Source organism: Streptomyces sp. CS113 (assembly GCF_002188365.1).
Lineage (GTDB): Bacteria > Actinomycetota > Actinomycetes > Streptomycetales > Streptomycetaceae > Streptomyces > Streptomyces tendae.
The window spans coordinates 7062955-7084845 of the sequence record NZ_KZ195574.1 but is presented as its reverse complement, the minus strand read 5'-3'; the positions used below and the strand labels follow the sequence as shown (position 1 = coordinate 7084845).

Sequence of the window (21891 nt, the reverse complement as noted above, 5' to 3'; positions counted from 1 at the left end):
TCCACCGCGGCTTGAACCGGTGTCGAAGCGCGTCCGTGAGGGTGGCCACAACAGCTACGTGGAGGTGGACGATGGCCGGCGAGGCCAAACGGCTCATTCTTGAATCGGTGGCGAAATACCATCAGGAGGCCACCGGGGACACGGAGTTCATACCCGGGGTCACCCCGGTACTGCCGTCCGGGGCGGTACTCGCCGCCGAGGACCGGGTGGCGCTGGTGGAGGCGGCGCTGGACATGCGCATCGCCGCGGGCGTGAGCTCGCGGAGGTTCGAGCGGCAGTTCGCCAAGGCGCTCGGGCTGCGCAAGGCGCACCTGACCAACTCCGGTTCCTCGGCGAACCTGCTGGCCCTGTCGTCCCTCACCTCGCCCCAGCTCGGGGACCGCAGGATGAAGCCGGGCGACGAAGTGATCACCGTCGCGGCGGGCTTTCCCACCACGGTCAACCCGATCTACCAGAACGGGATGACACCGGTCTTCGTCGATGTCGAACTGGGCACCTACAACGCCACGGCGGAGCGGGTCGCGGCCGCGATCGGCCCGAAGACCAGGGCCATCATGATCGCCCACGCGCTCGGCAACCCGTACGAGGTGGACGAGATCGCCCGGCTCGCCGAGGAGCACGACCTGTTCCTCGTCGAGGACAACTGCGACGCGGTGGGGTCCCTGCACCGCGGCAGGTTCACCGGCACCTTCGGCGACCTCGCCACGACGAGCTTCTATCCGGCGCACCACATCACCACCGGCGAGGGCGGCTGCGTACTCACCGACAACCTGGTGCTGGCCAGGATCGTCGAGTCGATGCGCGACTGGGGCCGGGACTGCTGGTGCGAACCGGGTGAGGACGACACCTGCCACAAGCGGTTCAAGTACCAGCTCGGCGACCTGCCGCCGCAGTACGACCACAAGTACACGTTCTCCCACGTCGGTTACAACCTGAAGGGCACCGACGTCCAGGCCGCGCTGGGCATCACGCAGCTCACCCGGCTCGAGGAGTTCGGTGCCGCGCGACGGCGCAACTGGCGGCGGCTGCGCGACGGTCTGGAGGGCACCCCGGGCTTCCTGCTGCCCACCGCCACACCCGGCAGCGACCCCAGCTGGTTCGGGTTCGCGATCACGCTGACCGAGGACGCCGGGTACGACCGTTACGAGCTGCTGCGTTTCCTCGGCGACCGCAGGATCGGCACCCGGCTGCTGTTCGCGGGCAATCTGACCCGCCACCCGGGCTATCTCGACCGCGAGTTCCGGGTGGTCGGCGACCTCACCAACAGCGACGTCATCCTCGAGCGGACCTTCTGGGTGGGTGTGTACCCGGGGCTGACCAGCGAGATGATCGACTACGTGGCCGCGTCGCTGCGGGAGTTCGCCCGCGGGGCACGCTGACGGCGCACGACCCGTGTGCGGACGCCGTGTGGGCCCGGCCCCGGGGAGGGGGCCGGGCCCACACGGCGTTGCGGTGCGGAGCGGGTGGCGCGCGGCTCAGATGGCGAGGGTCACGTCGTACGCGCGCAGCCACGCGTTGAGCCACAGGGCCATCTCGATCCCGCCGCGCGCGTAGGGCCTGCTGACGTCGCCGGGTACGCGGTCCAGGGTGCTCCGCGCCCGGCCGAGGTCCAGCAACGGCCGTACCGGGGCGTCCGGGTCCGCCAGCACCTCGGACAGCTCGGCGCGCAGGGCCAGCTCGTAGTGCGGGTCCTGCGTGGCCGGGTACGGTGTCTTCTGCCGCCGGAGGATCGACGCCGGCAGCAGATCGGCGGTCGCGGCGCGCAGCAGGCTCTTCTCCCGGCCGTCGAAGGTCTTCATCGCCCAGGGGACGTTGAAGACGTACTCCACCAGCCGGTGGTCGCAGAACGGCACCCGGACCTCCAGCCCGACGGCCATGCTCATCCGGTCCTTGCGGTCGAGGAGCGTCTGCACGAACCGGGTGAGGTTGAGATACGTGATCTCCCGCATCCGGCGCTCGGTGGCGTCCTCGCCGGGCAGGACCGGGACCTCGGCCAGCGCCTCCCGGTAGCGGGCCGCGCGATAGCCGGGGATGTCCAGCTTCTCCAGCAGGCCCGGGTCGAGCAGGCCGAGTCCGCCGAAGTAGCGGGCCGATCCCGAGGTGAGCCAGGGGAAGGTGTCGGCGGCGATCGCGCGCGGGTTGCGGAACCAGAGGTAGCCGCCGAACAGCTCGTCCGCGGACTCTCCGGACAGCGCCACCGTCGACCGCTGCCGGACGGCACGGAACAGCAGGTACAGGGACGGCCACATGTCGCCCCAGAACGCCGGGGGCAGGTCGGTGGCCCTCAGGACCGCGGCCCGCACCCGCGGGTCGACCAGGTCCGCGCTGTCCAGCAGCACCTCGGTGTGCTCGGCGCCGACGTGGGCGGCCAGCTCGACGGCGAACGGCGCGTCCGGGGACGAGCGCACCGCGTCCGGCGCGAACTCGCGTCCGTGCGAGGAGAAGTCCACGGAGAACGACCGCACGGCGGACGCGCTTTGAGCCGCCGCGAGCGCCGTCACCGCGGACGAGTCGAGACCGCCCGACAGCAGCGTGCACAGCGGTACGTCGGAGATCAGCTGGCGGGACACGATGTCCTCGAGCAGTCCGCGGACGGTGCCGATGGTGGTCCGGAGGTCGTCCGGGTGCTCCCTCGCCTCCAGGGTCCAGTACCGGCGCCGCACCGTGCCCTGCCGGCGCACGCGCAGCAGTTGGCCGGGCCGTACCTCCCGCAGTGCGGAGAAGACCGCCTGCTCCGGGGTCTTCACCATGTCCAGGGCCTCGCAGAGCCCTTCGACGTCCACGGTGCGCGGGACGGCCGGGTGGGCGAAGAGCGCCTTGGGCTCGGAGCCGAAGACGATGCCGTGCCCGGTCTCGTGGTAGTAGAGCGGCTTGACGCCCATGCGGTCGCGCACGAGGAGCAGTTCCTCGGTCCTGGCGTCCCAGACCCCGAAGGCGTACATGCCGTTGAGCCGGTCGGCCAGTGCCTCGCCCCACTCCAGATAGGCGTGCAGGACCACCTCGGTGTCGCTCCGGGTGCGGAAGACGTGCCCCTTGGCGGCCAGTTCCGCGCGCAGCTCCCGGAAGTTGTAGACCTCCCCGCAGAACGTCAGGGCGACCACCGTGCCGCCGCCGACGTCGTACGTCATGGGCTGGGCGCCGCCCGCCCGGTCGATGACGGACAGCCTGCGGTGGCCGAGCACGACCCGGCGCGCCGAGAAGATCCCCTCGTCGTCGGGGCCCCGGCACGCCAGGACGTCCGTCATCGCTCGTGCGAGGAGCGGGTCGGTGGAGGGATCACGCTCGTAGTCGACCCATCCGACGATGCCACACATCTGCGGTGCCCTTTCCCGAGTTCTCCGGCATGGGTGTCAGACCGACTGGGTGGCCGCCTTGGTGATCTCGTCCAGGAGGGCACGCGGCGTTCCCTCGACGTCGATGGCCTCGTCGGACAGGGTGATGCCGAGATCACGCTCGATCCACCGCACCGTGTTGAACAGGGCGAGCGAGTCGTAGCCGAGCGACTCGAAGTCGACATCGAGGATGTCTCCTTCGAGGCTGACGTCCTCGTCCTCACCAGCGCTCTCGCGCAGGACGTCCACGAGTTCCTTGACGCCGAAGGCGGCCATGGTCGGTGTTCCTCTCATGAGTCGGTCCGGTGCGGGCGCACCGGGTCGCCGCGGCGCCGTGCCGCGGGTTCTGCGGTGGTCAGGCCTCGCGCCTGACGACCATGGCGGAGTTGAATCCGCCATAGCCGCGCGCGAGGACCAGGGCGTGGGTGAGCCGGGCCTCGCGCGGCTCACCCACGACCAGGTCGATGAGCCGGCCGTGAGCCGGCCGGTCGATGTTCACCGTGGGCGGGACGACCTGGTCGCGCAGGGACAGCAGGGCCGTCGCGAGGTCGAGCGAGGCGCCTCCGGCGAGCAGCCGTCCCGTCATCGTCTTGGGAGCGGTCACGGGCACGCCCCGGGGCCCGAACACCCGGGCCAGCGTCTCGGCCTCCACCAGGTCCAGTTCGGGCACGCCGCAGGCGTCGGCATACACGAGGTCGATGTCGGCGGGCGTGATCCGTGCCTGGGCCAGGGCCATCTCCAGGGCCCGCCTCAGGCCGGGCTCCTGATCGCTGCCGGGCCGCGGGTCGAACGTCGACGCGTAGCCCGCCACGGCTCCGTACGGCTTGTCCGCGCCACGCCGGGCGGCCGCCGCCCCGTCCTCCATGACCAGCAGTGCGCCGCCCTCCCCCGGCACATAGCCCGAGGCCCCGGTGTCGAAGGGCACATACGCCCGGGCCGGGTCCTCCACCGTGGACACCCGCCCGGAGCGGGACATGCACAGCCAGCCCCAGGGGCACAGAGCGCTGTCGACGCCGCCGGCGAGCATCTGCGGGGTGCCCTGGCGGATGTGCCGCCGGGCCTTGGCGACGGCGTCGAGTCCGCCGGCCTGTTCGGTGACGACGGCCGAGCTCGCACCGCGCAGGCCGTGCCGGATGGAGATCTGGCCGGTGTTGACCGGGTAGAACCAGGCGAACGCCTGATACGAGCTCACGTAGGCGCCGCCCTTGCTCCAGAGCGCCTCCATCTCCCGCTGCCCGAACTCCATCCCGCCCGCGGACGCCGCGGTCACCACGCCCATCGCGAAGTCCGGGAGTGCGTCGGGGTCGATGCCCGCGTCGGACAGCGCCTCCTCGGCGGCGACCAGCGCGAGGCGGGTCATGTGGTCCGTCTGCGGCAGAAGTCTGCTCGGCAGGTGCTCCTTCGGCTCGAAGTCCTTGACCTCGCCGCCCGTTCGGCCGCGGTACCCGTCCGGCTCGAACCGGGTGATCGGACCGATGCCGCTCTCGCCGCGCAGGGTGGCCGACCAGTAGGCCTCCGTGCCCAGCCCGTTCGGGGAGACCGTGCCCAGTCCGGTGATCACGGGCGCGCTCATGGTGCGGTCCAATCCGGTGCGGTCAGCACCATCGCGCTCTGGAAGCCGCCGAATCCGCTGGCCACGCTGAGCACCACGTCGGACGGCTGTTCGCGGGCCACCAACGGCACGTAGTCGAGGTCGCACGCGGGATCGGGCTCGTGCAGGTTGGCCGTCGGCGGAATCACCGAGTGTTCGATGGCGAGTACGGAGGCGGCCACCTCCAGCGCGCAGATCGCTCCCAGGGAGTGCCCGATCATCGACTTGATCGAACTGATGGGGGCCCGGTAGGCGTGCTCGCCGAGGCTGCGCTTGTACGCCATCGTCTCGTGCAGGTCGTTCTGCTTGGTCGACGAGCCGTGCGCGTTGATGTATCCGATGTCGGACGGGTTCGCCTCGGCACGGTCGAGGGCCACGGTGATGGCCTCGGCCAGTTCCCTGCCGTCCGGGCGCAGTCCGGTCATGCTGAAGGCGTTCGCGCGGGTCGCGTGGCCCGCGACCTCGGCGTAGACCCGGGCGCCGCGGCGGCGGGCGTGCCCGTACTCCTCCAGGACGAGGATCGCGGAACCCTCGCCGAGCGCGAACCCGTTGCGTGTCCGGTCGAAGGGGCGGGACGCGGTCGCCGGATCGTCGTTGCGCGGTGTGGTCGCCCGGATCGCGTCGAAGCACGCCACGGTGATCGGCGAGATGGCGGCGTCGGAGGCGCCGCTGATCATGACGTCCGCCGCCCCGTCGATGATGAGGTCGGCGGCGTGGCCGAGCACGTCGATGCCGGAGGTGCAGCCCGTCGAGATGACGCCGACGGGCCCTTGCGCCTCCGCCAGCCAGGCGAGTTCGGCGGCCATGGACGAGGGCGCGAAGTAGTCGTAGAGGTAGGGCGAGCCGTGCGCCTCGTCGACGTGCCATTTCCTGCCGTTGTCACTGACGACGGCGTACTCGCGGTCCAGGCTCCGCGTCATGCCGCAGGCCGTGCCGACCATGACACCCGTGCGGTACGGGTCCGTCTCGCCCAGCACACCGCTGTCGTCCAGTGCCTCCTTGGCGGCGACCACCGCGAACTGCGTGGTCCGGTCCCATCTGCGGATCTCCCGCTGACTCAGCCCCGAGGCGACGGGATCGAAATCGCATTCCGCGGCCACTCTCGAGCGGAACTCGCTCGCGTCGAACAGGGAAATGGTGCGCGTCGCGGTGCGCCCGGCGCACAGCAGCTCCCAAAACTGCTTCGTACCGATTCCCCCGGGCGCGATCACGCCGATCCCTGTCACCACGACGCGCCGAGCATCGTGTCGTCCTGACACAGCCTCTCCCCACTCCGCGCCAGCCGGCTCCTTACGTCCGAACCGGGAGATCACAGTCTCGTTCGGGGCGTTCGAGCTTGCCTGGAGGAACGGCCGAGGGGCCGGAGGGCACGAAACGGGGACGTCGTCAGGTCACTTCGTCCCTCTGGTCAGCCGGCCTTTCCGCTTCCCGGGTCCGCGTCGTCGTAGCTCGTCGTGCCCGAGTCGAGGAGCCCGCCCTGCGGGGTGCCCGCGGCCTTCGAGAGCCAGCGGAGCGCGTGGTAGCCGGTCAGGACCACGAGTGTGCCGAGCGCGATGCCGCTGAGCTCGAAGTTGTCGGAGATCTCCAGCGTCACGCCGCCGATACCGACGATGACGCCGGCGGCGGCCGGGATCAGGTTGAGCGGCTGGCTGAAGTCGACCTTGTTGCGCACCCAGATCTGGGCGCCGAGCAGGCCGATCATGCCGTAGAGGATGACGGTGATGCCGCCCAGCACGCCGCCGGGGATCGCGGCGACGAACGCGCCGAACTTCGGGCACAGGCCGAAGAACAGGGCGACGATCGCGGCACACATGTAGGCGGCGGTCGAATACACGCGGGTGGCGGCCATGACACCGATGTTCTCCGCGTACGTGGTGGTGGCGGGGCCACCGGCGACGGTGGAGACCATGGTGGCCGCGCCGTCCGCCGCGATGGCGGTGCCGAGCTTGTCGTCGAGGGGGTCGCCGGTCATCTCGCCGACGGCCTTGACGTGGCCCGCGTTCTCGGCGACCAGGGCGATCAGTACCGGGAGGGCCACGACGATCGCCGAGGCGCTGAACGAGGGCGCGTGCGTGTCGGGGAAGCCGAACCAGGCCGCCTCCTTGACGGAGGTCAGGTCCAGGCGCCAGTGGTCCACGACCTTGCCGCTGCCGTCGATGGAGTGGATCCTGCCCAGGGCGAGATCGAGGATCCAGGAGAGCAGGTAGCCGAAGACCAGGCCGAGGAAGATGGCGATGCGCGACCAGAAGCCGCGCAGAACGACCAGGGCGAGACCCGTGAAGAGCATGGTGGCGAGCGCCGTCCACTGGTCCTGCGGCCAGTAGGTGGAGGCGGCCACCGGGGCCAGGTTGAAGCCGATCAGCATGACGACGGCGCCCGTCACCGCCGGCGGCAGCACCGCGTGGATGACCTTGGCGCCCAGACGCTGGACCACCAGACCGACCACGGCCAGGGCCAGTCCCACGACGAACAGGGCGCCGGTGAGTTCCGCCGGCCCGCCGCCCTGGCTGCCGATGACGGCGGCCACCCCGACGAAGGAGAGCGACGAACCCAGGTAGCTGGGGACGCGCCCACGCGTGAGGACGAGGAACAGCAGGGTCGCGACGCCCGAGGCCATCAGGCCGAGGCTCGGGTCGAGGCCCATCAGCACCGGGGCGACGAAACAGGCCCCGATCATCGAGACGACGTGCTGCGCGCCCAGCCCGATCGTCCGGGTCCAGGTGAGCCGCTCGTTCGGCCGGACGACTTCACCTGGTCCCAGGGTCTTGCCGTCTCCGTGCAGCTTCCATCCGAAACCGGACATTCGTTACTCTCCGTTCTGTACTTACCGAACGGAAAAGTACAAGATGAGCGGTCAATCGTTCACATCGACCCGAGGGCGGCCGTCGCCCGTACCACTGTCCCGCCGACCCGGCCCGGCTGCGGAGGACTCCCCGGGGCATCCCCGAGATCGTACGCGGGTTCGCTCACGCGCGGGTTCCGTGCGGCACCTGGCGCGGCGGGGCTCAGCGCGCCAGGTCGTAGGCGTACGAGGGCGTGAACGTCCCCGGCTCGCCCCGGCAGCCGTCCGACTCCCCGGGCAGTTTGACCCACAGGTAGGCGTCGATGCGCCCCATTCCGGTGGTGAGGGTCGGTGCACGGCCGAGCTTGCGGCCGGCCGGGTCGCACCACTGCCCGTCGGACGGGGCGCCGTTGCCGTTGCGGCTGGTGTCGATGACGGCGCCGAGGCTCGGCGGGCCGCCCAGGGAGTCGAGGACCGCGCGGTCGTAGGCGACCTCGTCGGCGGTGGTGTGGAAGTTGGAGACGTTGCTGAAGACGCCGTCGGAGGAGTCCGCCGAGGCGGCACCGGCCTGCCTCAGCCAGCCGGCCTGCTTGGCGGGCGCGTGCCACCCCGAGTGCCCCGCGTCGTAGTACACCCGGGCGGCCGGGTTGGCGTCCTTCATGACCCGTCCGGCTCGGGCCAGGGACGCGAAGCGGTCGGCGCGCCCACCGGCGGACAGGCACGCGGACTGGGCGACCGAGTCCGGTTCCAGCACGACGATCACCTCGTCCGAGCCCAGCCCGGCGGCGAACCGGTCGATCCAGGCGTCGTAGGCGTCGAGGCCGGGCGCGCCGCCCTCGGAGTGGCCGCCGCAGTCCCGGTCGGGTATCGCGTACGGCACGAGGACCGGCACCCGGCCCTGGGCGGCACCCGCGGAGGCGACGGCGCGCACCCGGGCGGTGATGGTGGCCGGCGTGTGGTCGGTGAACCAGACGGCGGCCGGGTGCCCGGCGATCCGGGCCGCGATGACGTCCTGGCGCGGGTCGCCGGGGTGGGCCCGGACCCAGTCGAGGACCTGCGACTCGGGGTGCCGGTAGAGCCGGGTGGCGGGGGCCGCGGTCCGGGGTTCCCGCTGCGCCGAGGTCCGCTCCGGCGCAGGGGCGGGCGTCGCCCTCCGGGCGGTCGGGGACGGCGACGCGGAGCGCGACGGCTCCGCCGACGGGGACGGGGGCGAGGACGGGGACAGGGACGGCGAGACGGGCAGGGCGTCCAGCCGCACCGAGCGGCTCACCTGCGGCCCGGCCCGGCCGGCACCGCCGGCGTCCTCGTCGCCGAGCGCGGTGAGCATTCCGGCGACGGTCCCCACCGCGACGACGACGGACGCCGCCGCGACCATCGCACCGCGTCCCGCGGCCCGCCTGCGCCCGGCCCTGCGAGCAGCCCGGCGCCGGGCACGACGGCCTGACACGTAGGTCCCCCTCCCCCGCGCGGCGGGCGCGTTCCCCCGTTCTGGGGAAGCGTCGGGCCCGCCGGCACGACCGTCAGCCTAAAGCTGCGACGCTGCCGCCATGGTGCACTGCGAGCAAGTCCCGACGGCCGCCTTGACGGTGGCCACCGTCCTGTCCCGGATGCGCGCCCTCGACGCCGCGCTGCCGGCCCGGGACGGCGTCGCGGTCTTCAACCGCGTCTACCTGGCCGTCACGGAGACCGTCGCCCTGCACATCGACGGCGGCCGGTTCGCGGACGCCTCGGCCGCGACCGCGCTGGACGTGCGGTTCGCGGAGCGCTACCTGGCCGCCGTGGACGCGGCGGAGGAGGACCGCCGTCCGCCGGCGTGCTGGCGTCCCCTGTTCCAGCTCCGCCGCCATCCCGGGGTACGGCCGTTGCAGTTCGCGCTGGCGGGCATCAACGCGCACATCGGCCACGACCTCGCGCTGGCCGTGGTGGACACCTGTCGTACGCTCGGCTGCGAACCCGTCGAGCTGGAGGACGAGTTCGACCGCGTGGGCGATCTCCTCGTCTCGCTGGAGGAGCGCATCCGCGACGAGCTGATGCCGGGTCCCGACCTCTTGCAGATCGCCGACCCGCTGACCCATCTGCTGGGCTCCTGGAGCCTGGAGCGCGCCCGCGAGGCGACCTGGGCGACGGCTCGCGCGCTGTGGGCGCTGCGTCGGCTGCCGGACGTCGCGGGCGAGTTCACCGAACGGCTGGACGCCGCGGTGGGCTTCGCGGGCCGCATGCTGCTCACCCCGCTGCCGGACTGACCGGGCCGGTTCCCGCCGCGGCGCCGCCGGGCGCGCCCGGAACACCCGTACGTTCGTTGTACGTTGAAACCGGTTGGAACCAAGGGCAACATCGCACCCCGACGGCGAAGGAGCACCCGGCATGACGACACGGCTCGGACTCGGCCTCCCCCAGATGCGGCAGTACGACCTCGGCAAGGACGTCCCCGACGTGGCGCGCGCGGCGGAACGGATGGGCTACGAAAGCCTGTGGGTGTTCGAGCGCGCCCTGTTCCCCGAGCCCGCGACGCAGGGGCTGTACGGCGTCGAGGGCCTGCCCTGGCCGGAGACGTACCGGAGTGTGGCGGAGCCGCTGGTCACGCTCGCCCTCGCCGCCGCGGTCACCGAGCGGGCCCGGCTGGGCACGAGCGTGCTGGTCGCCCCGCTGCACGTGCCCTTCCAGCTCGCCAAGACGCTGGCCTCGCTGGACGCGGCGAGCGGCGGCCGGGTGGTGGCGGGCTTCGGCACCGGCTGGTCGCACGACGAGTACGCGGCGGCGTCCGTACGGCCGTTCGCCGAGCGCGGCGCCGCCCTGGACGAGCTGATCGGGGTGTGCCGGGCGGTGTGGGGCCCGGACCCGGTGGTGTACGACGGTGAGGTCACGAAGATCGGGTCGGCCGTGGTCGGCCCCAAGCCCGCCCGGCCGATCCCGATCCTGCTGGCGGCCGGCACCAGCGGCCGGGCCCGGCGCCGCCTGGTCGACCACGCGGACGGCTGGCTGCCGACCGGCATGGGCGCCGAGACCGTCGCCGAGCAGTGGCGGGAGCTGCGGGAGCTGGCCGCCGAACGGGGCCGCACGGAGCCGATCCGGACGGTGCTGCGGGTCAACACCCGCTACAGCGCCAAGAACTACGAGGGCTCCGACCGCCGTCCCTTCCAGGGCGGCGTCGACCAGATCGTCGAGGACCTGGTCGCGCACGCCGAGATCGGCTTGGACGAGATCCTCGTCGACGTGCAGAGCACCACGCGCGACGCCGAGGAGCTCAAGGACGTCGCCGCCCTGATCCACGAGAAGGCCAGGGCGGCCGGGATCTAGGCCCCCGTCGAAGGCCCCCTAGTCCTCGGGGAGTTCCACGGGCGCGATCTCCTCGTACAGGTCGCCCGGACCGGGGTTGGTCGGGTCGGTCTCGCCGCCGAGGTGGTGCATGACGCCCCAGACCGCGTTCAGCGCGGTCTGGACGGCGCCCTCGGCCCAGCCGGCCGTCCAGGAGATGTCGTCGCCGGCGAGGAAGATGCCGCGCTTGTCCTGCGGCAGCCGCTCCTGCATGAAGTGCGTGAACAGGCGGCGCTGGTAGCGGTAGTGGCCGGGCAGGTTGGCCTTGAACGCGCCCATGAAGTAGGGCTCGTTCTCCCAGGACACGGTCACCGGGTTGCCGATGATGTGCTTCCTGATGTCGACCTTCGGGTAGATCTCGCCGAGCGACTTCAGCATGACCTCCATCCGCTCGTTCGCGGACAGCGGCAGCCACTTCAGGCTGTCGTCGCACCAGGTGTAGGAGAGGCAGATGACGGCGGGCCTGTCCGGGCCGTCGTCCAGCAGGTAGGTGCCGCGGGTCATGCGGTCGGTGAGCGTCATCGACATGACGTCCCGGCCCGTGGCCTCGTCCTTGTCCAGCCAGAAGGGCCGGTCGACCGGCACGAAGAGCTTGCTGGACTCCATGTAGTGGGTGCGCTCGATCGCCGTCCAGTGGTCGATCGGGAAGAGCGAGTCGTCGCAGGCGATCTTCGAGAGCAGCATCCAGGACTGGGCGGTGAAGATCGCCGCCCGGTACGTGCGGATGTCGCCGTCGGCGTCGGTCACGGTGATCCGGTTGCCTGCGGTGCGGTTCAGCCGGGTCACGGCCGGGCGGGGCTCGCCCTCCGCGTGGAGGGACTTCAGCGAGGTGCCGTGCGGCCAGTGGACGATCTTCTCCGGCTCGCGCTCCCAGAGCCTGAGCGGCAGCTGCTGGGAGCCGCCGACGATGCCGCGGTGGTGGTCGTCGGCCTCGGTGTAGACGACGCGGAGGATCTCCAGGATGGAGTTGGGGAAGTCGGTGTCCCAGCCGCCGGTGCCGAAGCCGACCTGGCCGAAGATCTCGCGGTGCCGGAAGGACTTGAAGGCCTCCGAGTCGCACAGGAAGCCGTAGAAGGTCTGGTTGTCGAGCTTCTCGACCAGCTTCGCCCAGATCTCGCGGATGCGCGGGACGTCGCGCTCGCGCAGGGCGTGGTTCATGTCGGTGAAGTCGGCGCCCTCTTCGAGGCACTTCGCCCAGGCGTCGGCCACGTCCCGGTAGACCTGCGGCAGGTCGTCGAGCGTCTCGGCGTAGTGCGACTCGCCCTTGAGGTCCACGACGGTCGAGGGGGTCGCCTCGGCCAGCGGGTTGGGGAACGCCCGGGTCTCCAGACCCACCAGGTCGATGTAGTGCTGGAGGGCAGTGGAGGAGGGCGGGAAGCGCATCGCGCCCATCTCGGCGGTCAGGGACTCGTCGCAGCCGTCGAAACCGACGGTCCGCAGCCGCCCGCCGATCTTGTCGGCCTCGTAGACGACGGGCTTGAGGCCCATCTTCATCAGCTCGTAGGCGGCGACGATGCCGGAGAGGCCGCCGCCGATGACCGCGACCTCGGTGCCGTGCTCGGTCGCGGGTATCTGGCCGAGACCCGCCGGGTGGGCGAGGAAGTCGTCGTACGCGTACGGGAAGTCCGGCCCGAACATGGTGATCGGCGGCTGCTGCTCGTCTGCGTGCTCGATCGCGTTGGGCACGGTGGACGTCATGGGGTACGGACTCCTTGCGCGGGTGGTGCGGGTGGAACGGGCGGGGCCGGGACGCTCGGTCCGGGGCTCAGACGAGGGCGCCGTAGAGGCCGGGGCGGCGGTCCCGCAGATACGGGTTGGTCTCGCGCGAGGCGGCCAGGAAGGCCGGGTCGGCGTCGGCGAGGACCAGTTCCTCGGCGTGTCCCGCCCGGGCGCGGGCGATGCCGTCGGGCCCCGCGAGGACGGACAGGCCGACGAACTCGAACTCGCCCTCGTGGCCGACGCGGTTGACGTACGCGACGTACATCTGGTTCTCGAAGGCCCGCACCGGCACGACGGACTCGGCGACGAACTGGAACGGGTGCATCTGCGCCGTCGGGACGAGCAGCAGGTCGGTGCCGGCCAGGGCGTGGGCGCGGACGTTCTCCGGGAACTCCACGTCGTAGCAGATCATCAGGCCGACGGTGACGCCGTTCAGCTCGGCCTGGACGACGGGCTGCTCGCCCGGCGTGAAGTGGTCGCGCTCGAAGCAGCCGAAGAGGTGGGTCTTGCGGTAGTTGGCCAGCCGGGTGCCGTCGGCGGAGATCAGCTGCACGGAGTTGTGGACGCGCTCACCGGCCCGCTCCGGGTAGCCGTAGGCGATGGCGAGTCCGTGGCGCCCGGTGATCTCCGCGACCGCGTCGGCCGCGTCGCCGTCGGCGGGCTCGGCGAGGACGCCGATGTCGTCGCCGATGGCGTACCCGGTCAGGAACAGCTCGGAGGTGACGAGCAGCGCGGCGCCCGCGGCGGCGGCACGGCCCGCGGCCTCGTCGAGGACCTTGAGGTTCTCGGCGGTGGAACCGGGACGGCCGGAGCTCTGGAGCAGTGCGGTGCGCATGCGTGTTCCTCACCGGAGGGAAGGGGGTCGGGGGCCAGATAGACGGTACGGTCGGCGGACTCGGCCGGACAAGACGGACCTGTTGCGCGCCGGTGAGCGGATCGTTGCGTGCGTCCGGCGCCCGGCGGCGATTCGTTGCGCTCCGCGCGGCGGGGGAGGTCAGGAAGAGGACCGGCGGCTTCGACGGCGTGCCCCGGCGGCCCCCGCCACGGCCCGGAGGGCACCGGTCAGCAGGAGCGCCGTCAGCACGTACGGCACCGCGGACAGCGCGAAGGCGGTGCCGTGGCCCCACGCCGTGGCCGCCGCCGCGTAGGCCCCGTAGGTGGCGAGGTTGCCCAGCTCGGTGCCGAGGCCCGCGACCGAGGTCAGGGTGGCCCGCCCGGTGTCGTCGATGCGCTGCTGGAGGCGGGCGTCGGCCAGCACGGTGGCGAGCTGGAAGCCGCCGAAGGCGAGGGCGACCAGGACCAGCGCGGCCGGTGTGCCGGCCAGGGCGCCGACGGCCAGGGCGAGCGCCGAGCCGGTGAGCAGGGCGGCGAACCCGTGGGTGGTCAGGCGCTCCGCCGCACCGGCCAGCAGGCTGCCCGCCGTGGCACCGGCCCAGATCACCAGCAGCAGCCAGGGCACCGTCTCGGGCGCCACCCCGGTGTCGCTCGCCAGCAGCGGGGTGTACTCGTCGAGCGCGCCCCACACCGCGGTCACGGCCGGTACGAGGAGCAGCGCGCCGCGCACGGACCGGTCGGCGCGGGCGTCGGCGAGCCCCGCGCGCAGGGTCGCCGACCAGCGTTCGCCGCCGCCGCAGGGGGTGCGGTGCTCGGGGAACCGGGTCGCCACCGCCGCCCCGGCCAGACAGGCGAGGACACTCGCGGCGCCCACCGCGTCGTAGCCGCCCCACGCGAACACCGGCCCGGCCAGGCCCATGGCGGACATGGTCGCGGCGATGCCGATCGCGCGGGCCCGCCCCATGACGCGGGCGTACCGGTGGGCCGCACCGGCCCGGTCCAGCTCGTCGTAGACCAGCGCCTCCAGCGCGCCCGAGGCGAGCGCGCCGCCGGCGCCCCACAGCAGGAAGCCGAGCGCGAAGGCGCCGTAGGAGGGCACGAGCACCCACAGGGCGAAGCCGGCGGCGGTGAGCAGCGGGCCGGCGACGAGCAGCAGCCGCCGGGAGAAGGCGTCGGCCCAGGCGCCGGAGGGCACCTCGAGCAGCACGCCGGTCAGCGACCACAGGGCGAACAGCGAGGTCGTCTGCCAGACGGAGAGACCGGTGTCGCTGAACAGCAGCGCGTACACCGGGTAGAGCAGGACGAACTCGTCGCAGAACGCGGAGGCGTACAGCGTGCGCACGAGCCGGCGGGTGCCGGTGGGCGCGGTGGCGGCACGCGCGGGCGAGGGCGTGGGTGAGACGGTCATGAGGCCTTCCCGAGGGGGCGGATCGGACACCGGAGGTACGGCGTCCGGGGCGGCCCTCGGGAGGAGGCGCTACGGGTGGCGCGGGTGGATCAATGTCGTCGGCTCATGGCACCGATGCTAGACGCCGGCCGGCGCCCTGCCCATGGGATTACGTGGGCGAGCCCGACGAGAAGCGCCGCAGCAGCGGCGAGAGCACCAGGACGGACTTGGTGCGCTCCACGAACGGCTCCCCGGCGATCCGCTCCAGGACCCGCTCGAAGTGCCGCATGTCGGAGGCGAAGACCTGGGCGACCGCGTCCGCGTCCCCGGTGACGGTGGACGCGGCCACGACCTCCTGGTAGCGCTCCAGGCCCCGCTGGATGGTCTCGGGCGAGGTGTTGCGGCGGCAGAAGATCTCGACGAAGCCCTCGGTCTCCCAGCCGAGCGCGGCCGGGTCGACCCGGACCGTGAAGCCGGTGATGGCTCCGGTGGCGCGCAGCCGGTCCACGCGCCGTTTGACGGCGGGCGCGGAGAGTCCGACCGACTGCCCGATGTCCGCGTAGGAGCGGCGGGCGTCCTCGGCGAGGGCGTGCACGATGCGTTCGTCGAGATCGTTCAGCACTGCGGGTCGTTCACTTCACTTCTGGTGCGTCCGGGCCTCGGAGGGGTCCGGTGTGGCGAGTCGGGAGCGGCGGTGGCCGTACACGAAGTAGAACACGAGCCCGACGGCCATCCAGACACCGAAGACCACCCAGGTGACGGTGGACAGGCTGCCCATCATCCAGACGCAGAAGCCGAAGCCGAGGGCGGGCAGGACCGGCGACAGCGGGACGCGGAAGGTACGGCGCATCTCGGGACGGGTCCGGCGCAGCACCACGACGGCCACGTTGACCAGGGCGAAGGCGAAGAGGGTGCCGATGCTGGTGGCGTCGGCGAGCTGACCGAGCGGGATGGCGGCGGCGAGGACTCCGCAGAACAGGGAGACGATCAGCGTGTTGGCGCGGGGGGCGCCGGTCTTCGGGTGGACGCGGGAGAAGACCTTGGGCACCAGTCCGTCGCGGGACATGGCGAACAGGACGCGGGTCTGGCCGTAGAGGACGGTCAGGACGACGCTGGCGATGGCGACGACGGCGCAGAAGGCCAGCAGGGTGCCCCAGAAGCTCTGCCCGGTGACGTCGGTCATGATCTGCGCGAGGGACGCCTCGGAGTCGGTGAAGGTCCGCCAGGGCTTGGCGCCGACGGCGACGGCGGCGACCAGGACGTACAGCACCGTGACGATGACCAGGGACAGCATGATCGCGCGGGGCAGGTCGCGCTGGGCGTTCTTCGCCTCCTCGCCCGCGGTGGAGGCGGCGTCGAAGCCGATGTAGGAGAAGAAGAGCGTCGCGCCGGCCGCGCTGACCCCGGCCATGCCGAGGGGCATGAAGTGCTCGTAGTTGCCGGAGCGGAAGCCCTGCACGCCGATCGCGCAGAACAGCACCAGCGCCGCGATCTTGACGAGGACCATGATCGTGTTGGCGCGGGCGGACTCGCGGGCGCCGCCGAGCAGGAACGTCATGGCGAGGAGTACGACGATCAGCGCGGGCAGGTTGAAGATGCCGCCGTCGCCGGGCGGTGCCGACAGGACCGCGGGGAGCGTGACGCCGATGGTGCCGTCGAGCAGCTCGTTCAGGTACTCGCCCCAGCCGACGGCGACGGCGGCCACGGACACGCCGTACTCCAGGACCAGGCACCAGCCGCAGACCCAGGCGACCAGTTCGCCCATGGTGGCGTAGGCGTACGAGTACGAGGACCCGGCGACCGGGATGGTGCCGGCCAGCTCGGCGTAGGACAGGGCCGAGAAGAGCGCGGTGAGGCCCGCGATGACGAAGGACAGCGTGACGGCCGGTCCGGCCTTGGGGACGGCCTCGCCCAGGACGACGAAGATGCCGGTGCCGAGGGTGGCGCCGATGCTGATCATCGTGAGCTGCCAGAGGCCGAGGGAGCGGCGGAGGCTGCCGCCCTCGCCCTGGCCGCCCTCCGCGACCAGGCGTTCCACGGGCTTGCGGCGCATGAGGCGCGCGGCCAGGCCCGGGGACGAGGGGGTGGCCGATGCGCCGTGGTGCGGGGGTGCGCCTTGGTCGAGCACGCGTTGACTCCTTTGTCGCTGCCGGTGGCTCCGCCGGGCTGAGCGGACGGGCTCCGGGCGGGCCTGGGGAGCGGCGGGGACCGGCGGGCGCGCCCGTGCAGAACGGGAACCCACCGAGCGGGGTCCCCGCCACGCCACGTACAGCGCAGAACACTACGAGCGGGGCGGTGCCCCGGTAATGCAGCAACCTTGCGCGTTCGAGCACGATCGTTGCGTTCGACGCGGCAGCGCGGATGTTCGTTGCGCGAGGGGTGTACGGCGTTGCGCCCGGGGGCGACGGACGGCGGATCGGCCCTGCTCAGCGACCCGACCGGGCACCGGTCCCGACGCCGCCCGAACCCGAGCCCGACGACCCGGCGGAGGCCGGTCGAGGCGGGTCGAGGCCCGTCGAGGCCGGGTCAGTGGCCGTCCGGTTCGCCCGCGACGGCGCGTGCCTCGGCCGCGTCCGCGGCGTCGAAGCCGATCTGTCCCGGCCGGTCGCGTGCCTCTTCCTGGGCGTCGATCCAGCGCATGTGCGCCTCCCAGGCCGCCTGCTTGCTGGTGCCGAGGGCGGCTCCGATCTGTGCCCAGGAGGCACCCGCCTCGCGGGCGGCGCGGACGGTGAGCTGACGCCCGTAGGCGGCCTTGCGCGCGACCACCTCGCTCAGCGCGAGCAGTTCGAGGAGCTGGGGGCGGTCCAGGGCCTCGTCGTCGCCGCCGAACCCGGCGAGGGACTCGCGGGCGCGCAGTTCGTCGAGGCGGGCCACGGCGGTCAGCAGGGTGTGCTGCGGCTCGATGTTCTGCGGTGTCGTCATGCGCCCAGCGTCGCGTCAGGTCTGCTTGACGTCAAGCAGACCTGACGCGTGGCGCATCCGGCGTCCCGGGCGGGGGTCAGCTCCAGCTGGCGTGCAGCGGCTTGCCCTCGGCGTAGCCGGCGGCGCTCTGGATGCCGACGATGGCCTTCTCGGCGAACTCCTCCAGGGAGCCGGCACCGGCGTAGGTGCAGGAGGAGCGGACGCCCGCGATGATCGCGTCGATCAGGTCCTCGACGCCGGGGCGGGCCGGGTCCAGGAACATCCGCGAGGTGGAGATGCCCTCCTCGAACAGCGCCTTGCGGGCCCGGTCGTACGCCGACTCCTCCGAGGTGCGGTTGCGCACCGCGCGCGCGGAGGCCATGCCGAAGGACTCCTTGTAGGCGCGGCCGTTGGCGTCGTGCTGGAGGTCGCCCGGGGACTCGTAGGTACCCGCGAACCAGGAACCGACCATCACGTTGGACGCGCCGGCCGCGAGGGCCATCGCCACGTCGCGCGGGTGGCGGACACCGCCGTCGGCCCACACGTGCTTGCCGTACTTCTTCGCCTCGGCGGCGCACTCCAGGACGGCGGAGAACTGCGGCCGGCCCACGCCGGTCATCATCCGGGTGGTGCACATGGCGCCGGGGCCGACGCCGACCTTGATGATGTCGGCGCCCGCCTCGATCAGGTCGCGCACGCCCTCGGCGGAGACGATGTTGCCCGCGACGATCGGCACCCGCGGGTCGAGCTCGCGCACCACCCTCACGGCGCTGATCATCGACTCCTGGTGCCCGTGCGCGGTGTCGATGACGAGGGTGTCGACGCCCGCGTCGAGGAGCTGCTTGGCCTTGCCGGCCACGTCGCCGTTGATGCCGACGGCGGCGGCGATGCGGAGCCTGCCCTCGCCGTCGACGGCCGGGGTGTACAGGGTGGCGCGCAGGGCGCCCTTGCGGGTGAGGATGCCGGCGAGGCGGCCGTCCTTGTCCACCGCGGGGGCGTAGCGCCGGTTGGCGGCGTCGAGGGTGTTGAAGGCCTCGCGCGGGTCCAGGTCGGCGTCGATGAGGATCAGGTCCTTGGACATGACCTCCTCGAGCTGGGTGAAGCGGTCCACGCCGGACAGGTCGGCGTCGGTGACCACGCCGACCGGCCTGTGGTCCTCGTCCACGACGACGCCGGCGTTGTGTGCCCGCTTGGGCAGCAGGGACAGCGCGTCCGCGACCGTCTGGTGCGGGGCCAGCACGATGGGGGTGTCCAGGACGTGGTGGCGGCTCTTCACCCAGGAGACGACGTCGGTGACGACCTCGATCGGGATGTCCTGCGGGATGACCACGAGGCCGCCGCGCCGGGCCACCGTCTCGGCCATCCGCCGGCCCGCGATGGCGGTCATGTTGGCGACGACCAGCGGGATCGTGGTGCCCGTGCCGTCCGGGGAGCCGAGGTCCACGCCCTGCCGGGAGCCGACGGCGGAGCGGCTCGGCACCATGAACACGTCGTCGTACGTCAGGTCGTACGAGGGCTGGATGTCATTCAGGAAACGCACGTGCTGCACATCCCAGTCGATCAGAGGTGGCCCCCGGACAGGTCAGCCAGGGGGAAAGAGCACGTACTTCATTCTCCCATGACTGGTGGCCGACAACCCCCGGGCAGATCATCCAGGCTGGTCAGCGAGGTCCTTGGAGGAACCTCCAGGACCGAGGGTGACGAAGAGCCCCGGACCGCGGTCGGTGGCCTCGGCGAAGACCTCCTCGGCGACGGCCCACTCGTCCGGCCGCGCCTCGGCGTACGCCCGCCAGCCCTCCACCACGAGCACCAGCCCGCGGTCCGCCGCCTCCTGGGGCCAGACGGAGGGGTCGGCGAGGGAGTCGGCGAGCGCGTCCCAGTTGCGGCCGAACCAGTCGGGCAGCGCCAGGTCACGAACGCAGCGGTCCATCAGGCCCGCCTTGTCCGTCACCCCGCCGAGGTCCAGCGTGACCACGAGCCGCCCCGCGGAGTCCTCGGTCATCTCGCGCCCTTCTTCCTGTTCGTCCGGAGCCGACCGGTTCCTGTTCGTCCGGAGCCGACCGGCCGTCAGATCCCGTCGGGGTCGGTGCGGTTGAGCGTCGACTTCGGCGCCGAGCCCGCCGTCATCAGGTAGTCCGCGGCCGACGTGTCCGTCACCAGGCTGGTGACGAGGCCGGAGCGCAGCACCGCGTCGATGGCCGCCGCCTTGCGCTGCCCGCCCGCGATCGCGACGACCTCGGGGATGCGGCGGAGCTGGTCGGCCTTGACCGTGATGCACCGCTCCCCCAGGTCCCGCCCCACCCGGCGGCCCTCGGCGTCGAAGAGGTGCGCGGACATCTCGGCGGCGACCCCGAGCGAGGCGTAGTGCGCGCGCTCCTCGTCGCTGAGCATGTCGTGCACCGTCGAGATGCCGGGCTCCCAGGAGCCGATGGAGACGCAGGCGACCGTGACCTTGTCGAAGTACTCGAAGGCCCGGGCGATCCCGGTCTGGTGCCGCAGCGCCTGCGCGGTGGCCGCGTCCGGCAGCAGCATCGGCGCGTAGATGGGGTGGGCGTCGCCGCCCGACACCTGGGCGGCGCGCCGGACGGCCTCCACCGAGCCGCGCTCGGCGGTCCCGGCGTCGTACACGCCGGTCAGCTGCACCACGGTGCACGGCGGCAGCCGGTCGAGGGCCGCCGCCATGTGGATGGTGGACCGGCCCCAGGCCAGGCCCAGCACGTCGCCCTCGTTGACCAGCTCGCCGAGCAGGTCGGCGGCCACCTCCCCCAGGTTCTCCGGGTCGGGTGTCTCCTCGGCGTCGGCCGGGGATTCCACCACGACTGCGTGCCGAAGCCCGTAGCGGGCGCGCAGGGCGTCCGAACGCTCGGCGTCCAGCTCGGCCGGCACCCGGATCTCGATGCGTACAAGGTCCCGCTCGAGGGCGGTCTCGAGAACCCTGGCCACCTTGAAGCGGCTGACGCCGAACTCCTCCGCGATCTGGATCTTGGACTTGCCCTCGAGGTAGAAGCGGCGGGCCATGGCCGCCGCCTGGACCAGCTCAGCGGGTCCCATCCGCATGGCTGAACGGCCCGCCGACATACCCGACACGGCGATCTCCTCACTGCTGTTCACACTCTGGATACGCCGTTCATCCTTGCAGATTCGGCGCTGTTGATCAGCCCTGATGGGAGCCGTTCACTTTCTGTTCCTCAGTGGTCGCAGGACCAGGATGCCTTGGCGGTGGCCGCGTCCGCCTGCGTGCGCAGTGCACGTACCGCCTCGGCCGGGTCGGACGCCCCGTACACGGCGGAGCCCGCGACGAAGACGTCGGCGCCGGCGTCGGCGCACCGCTCGATCGTGGACGCCGAGACACCGCCGTCGACCTGGAGCCACAGCTCCAGACCGTGCTTCTTGATCAGCTCACGGGTGCGGCGGATCTTGGGAAGCATGATGTCGAGGAACGCCTGCCCGCCGAAGCCGGGTTCAACCGTCATGATCAGCAGCATGTCGAGTTCGGGCAGCAGGTCCTCGTACGGTTCGATCGGCGTCGCGGGCTTCAGCGCCATGGAGGCGCGGGCGCCCTTGGCCCGGATCTCGCGGGCCAGCCGCACCGGCGCGGCGGCCGCCTCGACGTGGAAGGTGACGGACCCGGCGCCCGCCTCGACGTACTGCGGGGCCCAGCGGTCGGGGGCCTCGATCATGAGGTGGCAGTCCAGCGGGGTGTCGGTCGCGCGCGCCAGGGACTCGACCACCGGTACGCCGAGCGTGAGGTTCGGGACGAAGTGGTTGTCCATGACGTCGACGTGGAGCCAGTCGGCTCCCCGGACCGCCTCGGCCTCGTCCGCGAGGCGGGCGAAGTCGGCGGACAGGATGCTGGGGTTGATCTGCGCGGCCATGCTCCTAAGCGTGCCATGCCCTCCGGGGGTGAGCGGCATGGGTCCCCCCGGGGGCGGGTGATCGTTGGCCGCGGGCGGCGGGGGTTGCTCGTCGGCCGCGGGCCGGTAGGGGGTTGCTCGCCGGCCGCGGGGTGGTGGGAGGTCGTTCGTCGGCT

19 protein-coding genes are annotated in these 21891 nt (G+C 72.1%); 3 read left to right on the top strand and 16 right to left on the bottom strand.

The features are described 5' to 3' along the window. Window positions 1-71: 71 nt before the first annotated feature. Complete coding sequence (gene rfbH / locus B9W62_RS31915) at window positions 72-1379, top strand: lipopolysaccharide biosynthesis protein RfbH (protein ID WP_087810393.1); 1308 nt, start codon at window positions 72-74, stop codon at window positions 1377-1379. 96 nt (window positions 1380-1475) lie between these two features. Here rfbH and asnB read toward each other — a convergent pair whose 3' ends face one another. From asnB to B9W62_RS31885, 6 genes are all read right to left on the bottom strand, one after another. Further along, a complete protein-coding gene (gene asnB / locus B9W62_RS31910) occupies window positions 1476-3314 on the bottom strand; it encodes an asparagine synthase (glutamine-hydrolyzing) (RefSeq protein WP_087810392.1) in 1839 nt (612 codons plus the stop codon). Between the two features lie 36 nt (window positions 3315-3350). Beyond that, a complete protein-coding gene (locus B9W62_RS31905) occupies window positions 3351-3626 on the bottom strand; it encodes an acyl carrier protein (RefSeq protein ID WP_256976641.1) in 276 nt (91 codons plus the stop codon). 61 nt (window positions 3627-3687) lie between these two features. Continuing rightward, a complete protein-coding gene (locus B9W62_RS31900; protein WP_087810390.1) occupies window positions 3688-4905 on the bottom strand; it encodes a ketosynthase chain-length factor in 1218 nt (405 codons plus the stop codon). Then, window positions 4902-6152 carry a beta-ketoacyl-[acyl-carrier-protein] synthase family protein gene (locus B9W62_RS31895; RefSeq protein ID WP_306426461.1) on the bottom strand — a complete coding sequence of 417 codons (1251 nt, stop codon included), beginning with the start codon at window positions 6150-6152 and terminating at the stop codon, window positions 4902-4904. Before B9W62_RS31895 ends, B9W62_RS31900 begins: the two co-directional genes overlap by 4 nt. A gap of 179 nt (window positions 6153-6331) precedes the next feature. Continuing rightward, entirely contained in the window at window positions 6332-7726 is a 1395-nt protein-coding gene (locus B9W62_RS31890) for a uracil-xanthine permease family protein (RefSeq protein ID WP_087810388.1), read from the bottom strand. 202 nt (window positions 7727-7928) lie between these two features. Beyond that, window positions 7929-9080: a glycoside hydrolase family 6 protein gene (locus tag B9W62_RS31885; protein ID WP_087810387.1), complete on the bottom strand. Its 1152-nt coding sequence runs from the start codon at window positions 9078-9080 to the stop codon at window positions 7929-7931. Between the two features lie 172 nt (window positions 9081-9252). On the opposite strand from B9W62_RS31885, the gene B9W62_RS31880 reads away from it, so the two are divergent. Both B9W62_RS31880 and B9W62_RS31875 read left to right on the top strand, forming a co-directional pair. After that, complete coding sequence (locus B9W62_RS31880; RefSeq protein WP_087810386.1) at window positions 9253-9948, top strand: DUF5995 family protein; 696 nt, start codon at window positions 9253-9255, stop codon at window positions 9946-9948. A 121-nt stretch (window positions 9949-10069) separates the two neighbouring features. Then, a complete protein-coding gene (locus tag B9W62_RS31875; RefSeq protein WP_087810385.1) occupies window positions 10070-11002 on the top strand; it encodes an LLM class F420-dependent oxidoreductase in 933 nt (310 codons plus the stop codon). A gap of 18 nt (window positions 11003-11020) precedes the next feature. On the opposite strand, the gene B9W62_RS31870 is transcribed toward B9W62_RS31875, so the two are convergent. From B9W62_RS31870 to rpe, 10 genes are all read right to left on the bottom strand, one after another. Next, window positions 11021-12718, bottom strand: a complete 1698-nt coding sequence (locus tag B9W62_RS31870; protein WP_087810384.1) for a flavin monoamine oxidase family protein — start codon at window positions 12716-12718, stop codon at window positions 11021-11023. Between the two features lie 67 nt (window positions 12719-12785). After that, window positions 12786-13574 (bottom strand): carbon-nitrogen hydrolase family protein, encoded by a 789-nt coding sequence (locus B9W62_RS31865; protein WP_087810383.1) that lies wholly within the window; start codon window positions 13572-13574, stop codon window positions 12786-12788. A gap of 159 nt (window positions 13575-13733) precedes the next feature. Next, window positions 13734-14981 carry an MFS transporter gene (locus B9W62_RS31860; RefSeq protein ID WP_087810382.1) on the bottom strand — a complete coding sequence of 416 codons (1248 nt, stop codon included), beginning with the start codon at window positions 14979-14981 and terminating at the stop codon, window positions 13734-13736. 148 nt (window positions 14982-15129) lie between these two features. Further along, window positions 15130-15582 carry an Lrp/AsnC family transcriptional regulator gene (locus B9W62_RS31855; RefSeq protein WP_003977367.1) on the bottom strand — a complete coding sequence of 151 codons (453 nt, stop codon included), beginning with the start codon at window positions 15580-15582 and terminating at the stop codon, window positions 15130-15132. A gap of 15 nt (window positions 15583-15597) precedes the next feature. After that, window positions 15598-17088, bottom strand: coding sequence for an amino acid permease (locus B9W62_RS31850; RefSeq protein WP_087810381.1), 1491 nt, complete (start codon window positions 17086-17088; stop codon window positions 15598-15600). A 398-nt stretch (window positions 17089-17486) separates the two neighbouring features. Continuing rightward, complete coding sequence (locus B9W62_RS31845; RefSeq protein ID WP_087810380.1) at window positions 17487-17882, bottom strand: hypothetical protein; 396 nt, start codon at window positions 17880-17882, stop codon at window positions 17487-17489. 76 nt (window positions 17883-17958) lie between these two features. Continuing rightward, window positions 17959-19401 (bottom strand): GuaB1 family IMP dehydrogenase-related protein, encoded by a 1443-nt coding sequence (locus tag B9W62_RS31840; RefSeq protein WP_179235776.1) that lies wholly within the window; start codon window positions 19399-19401, stop codon window positions 17959-17961. A gap of 108 nt (window positions 19402-19509) precedes the next feature. After that, complete coding sequence (locus tag B9W62_RS31835) at window positions 19510-19863, bottom strand: barstar family protein (RefSeq protein ID WP_087810378.1); 354 nt, start codon at window positions 19861-19863, stop codon at window positions 19510-19512. 65 nt (window positions 19864-19928) lie between these two features. Next, window positions 19929-20972: a sugar-binding transcriptional regulator gene (locus B9W62_RS31830; RefSeq protein WP_087810377.1), complete on the bottom strand. Its 1044-nt coding sequence runs from the start codon at window positions 20970-20972 to the stop codon at window positions 19929-19931. A 77-nt stretch (window positions 20973-21049) separates the two neighbouring features. Beyond that, window positions 21050-21736 (bottom strand): ribulose-phosphate 3-epimerase, encoded by a 687-nt coding sequence (gene rpe / locus B9W62_RS31825; protein ID WP_087810376.1) that lies wholly within the window; start codon window positions 21734-21736, stop codon window positions 21050-21052. Window positions 21737-21891: the final 155 nt, after the last annotated feature.

Excerpts from the sequence above, each read along its gene's own strand:
- B9W62_RS31875 (WP_087810385.1), top strand. The coding sequence starts at position 10,070 with ATGACGACACGGCTCGGACTCGGCCTCCCCCAGATGCGGCAGTACGAC.
- asnB (WP_087810392.1), bottom strand. The coding sequence starts at position 3,314 with ATGTGTGGCATCGTCGGATGGGTCGACTACGAGCGTGATCCCTCCACC.
- rpe (WP_087810376.1), bottom strand. The coding sequence starts at position 21,736 with ATGGCCGCGCAGATCAACCCCAGCATCCTGTCCGCCGACTTCGCCCGC.
- B9W62_RS31870 (WP_087810384.1), bottom strand. The coding sequence starts at position 12,718 with ATGACGTCCACCGTGCCCAACGCGATCGAGCACGCAGACGAGCAGCAG.
- B9W62_RS31860 (WP_087810382.1), bottom strand. The coding sequence starts at position 14,981 with ATGACCGTCTCACCCACGCCCTCGCCCGCGCGTGCCGCCACCGCGCCC.
- B9W62_RS31835 (WP_087810378.1), bottom strand. The coding sequence starts at position 19,863 with ATGACCGAGGACTCCGCGGGGCGGCTCGTGGTCACGCTGGACCTCGGC.
- B9W62_RS31865 (WP_087810383.1), bottom strand. The coding sequence starts at position 13,574 with ATGCGCACCGCACTGCTCCAGAGCTCCGGCCGTCCCGGTTCCACCGCC.
- B9W62_RS31845 (WP_087810380.1), bottom strand. The coding sequence starts at position 17,882 with ATGACGACACCGCAGAACATCGAGCCGCAGCACACCCTGCTGACCGCC.
- B9W62_RS31900 (WP_087810390.1), bottom strand. The coding sequence starts at position 4,905 with ATGAGCGCGCCCGTGATCACCGGACTGGGCACGGTCTCCCCGAACGGG.
- B9W62_RS31905 (WP_256976641.1), bottom strand. The coding sequence starts at position 3,626 with ATGAGAGGAACACCGACCATGGCCGCCTTCGGCGTCAAGGAACTCGTG.
- B9W62_RS31880 (WP_087810386.1), top strand. The coding sequence starts at position 9,253 with ATGGTGCACTGCGAGCAAGTCCCGACGGCCGCCTTGACGGTGGCCACC.
- rfbH (WP_087810393.1), top strand. The coding sequence starts at position 72 with ATGGCCGGCGAGGCCAAACGGCTCATTCTTGAATCGGTGGCGAAATAC.
- B9W62_RS31890 (WP_087810388.1), bottom strand. The coding sequence starts at position 7,726 with ATGTCCGGTTTCGGATGGAAGCTGCACGGAGACGGCAAGACCCTGGGA.
- B9W62_RS31885 (WP_087810387.1), bottom strand. The coding sequence starts at position 9,080 with ATGGTCGCGGCGGCGTCCGTCGTCGTCGCGGTGGGGACCGTCGCCGGA.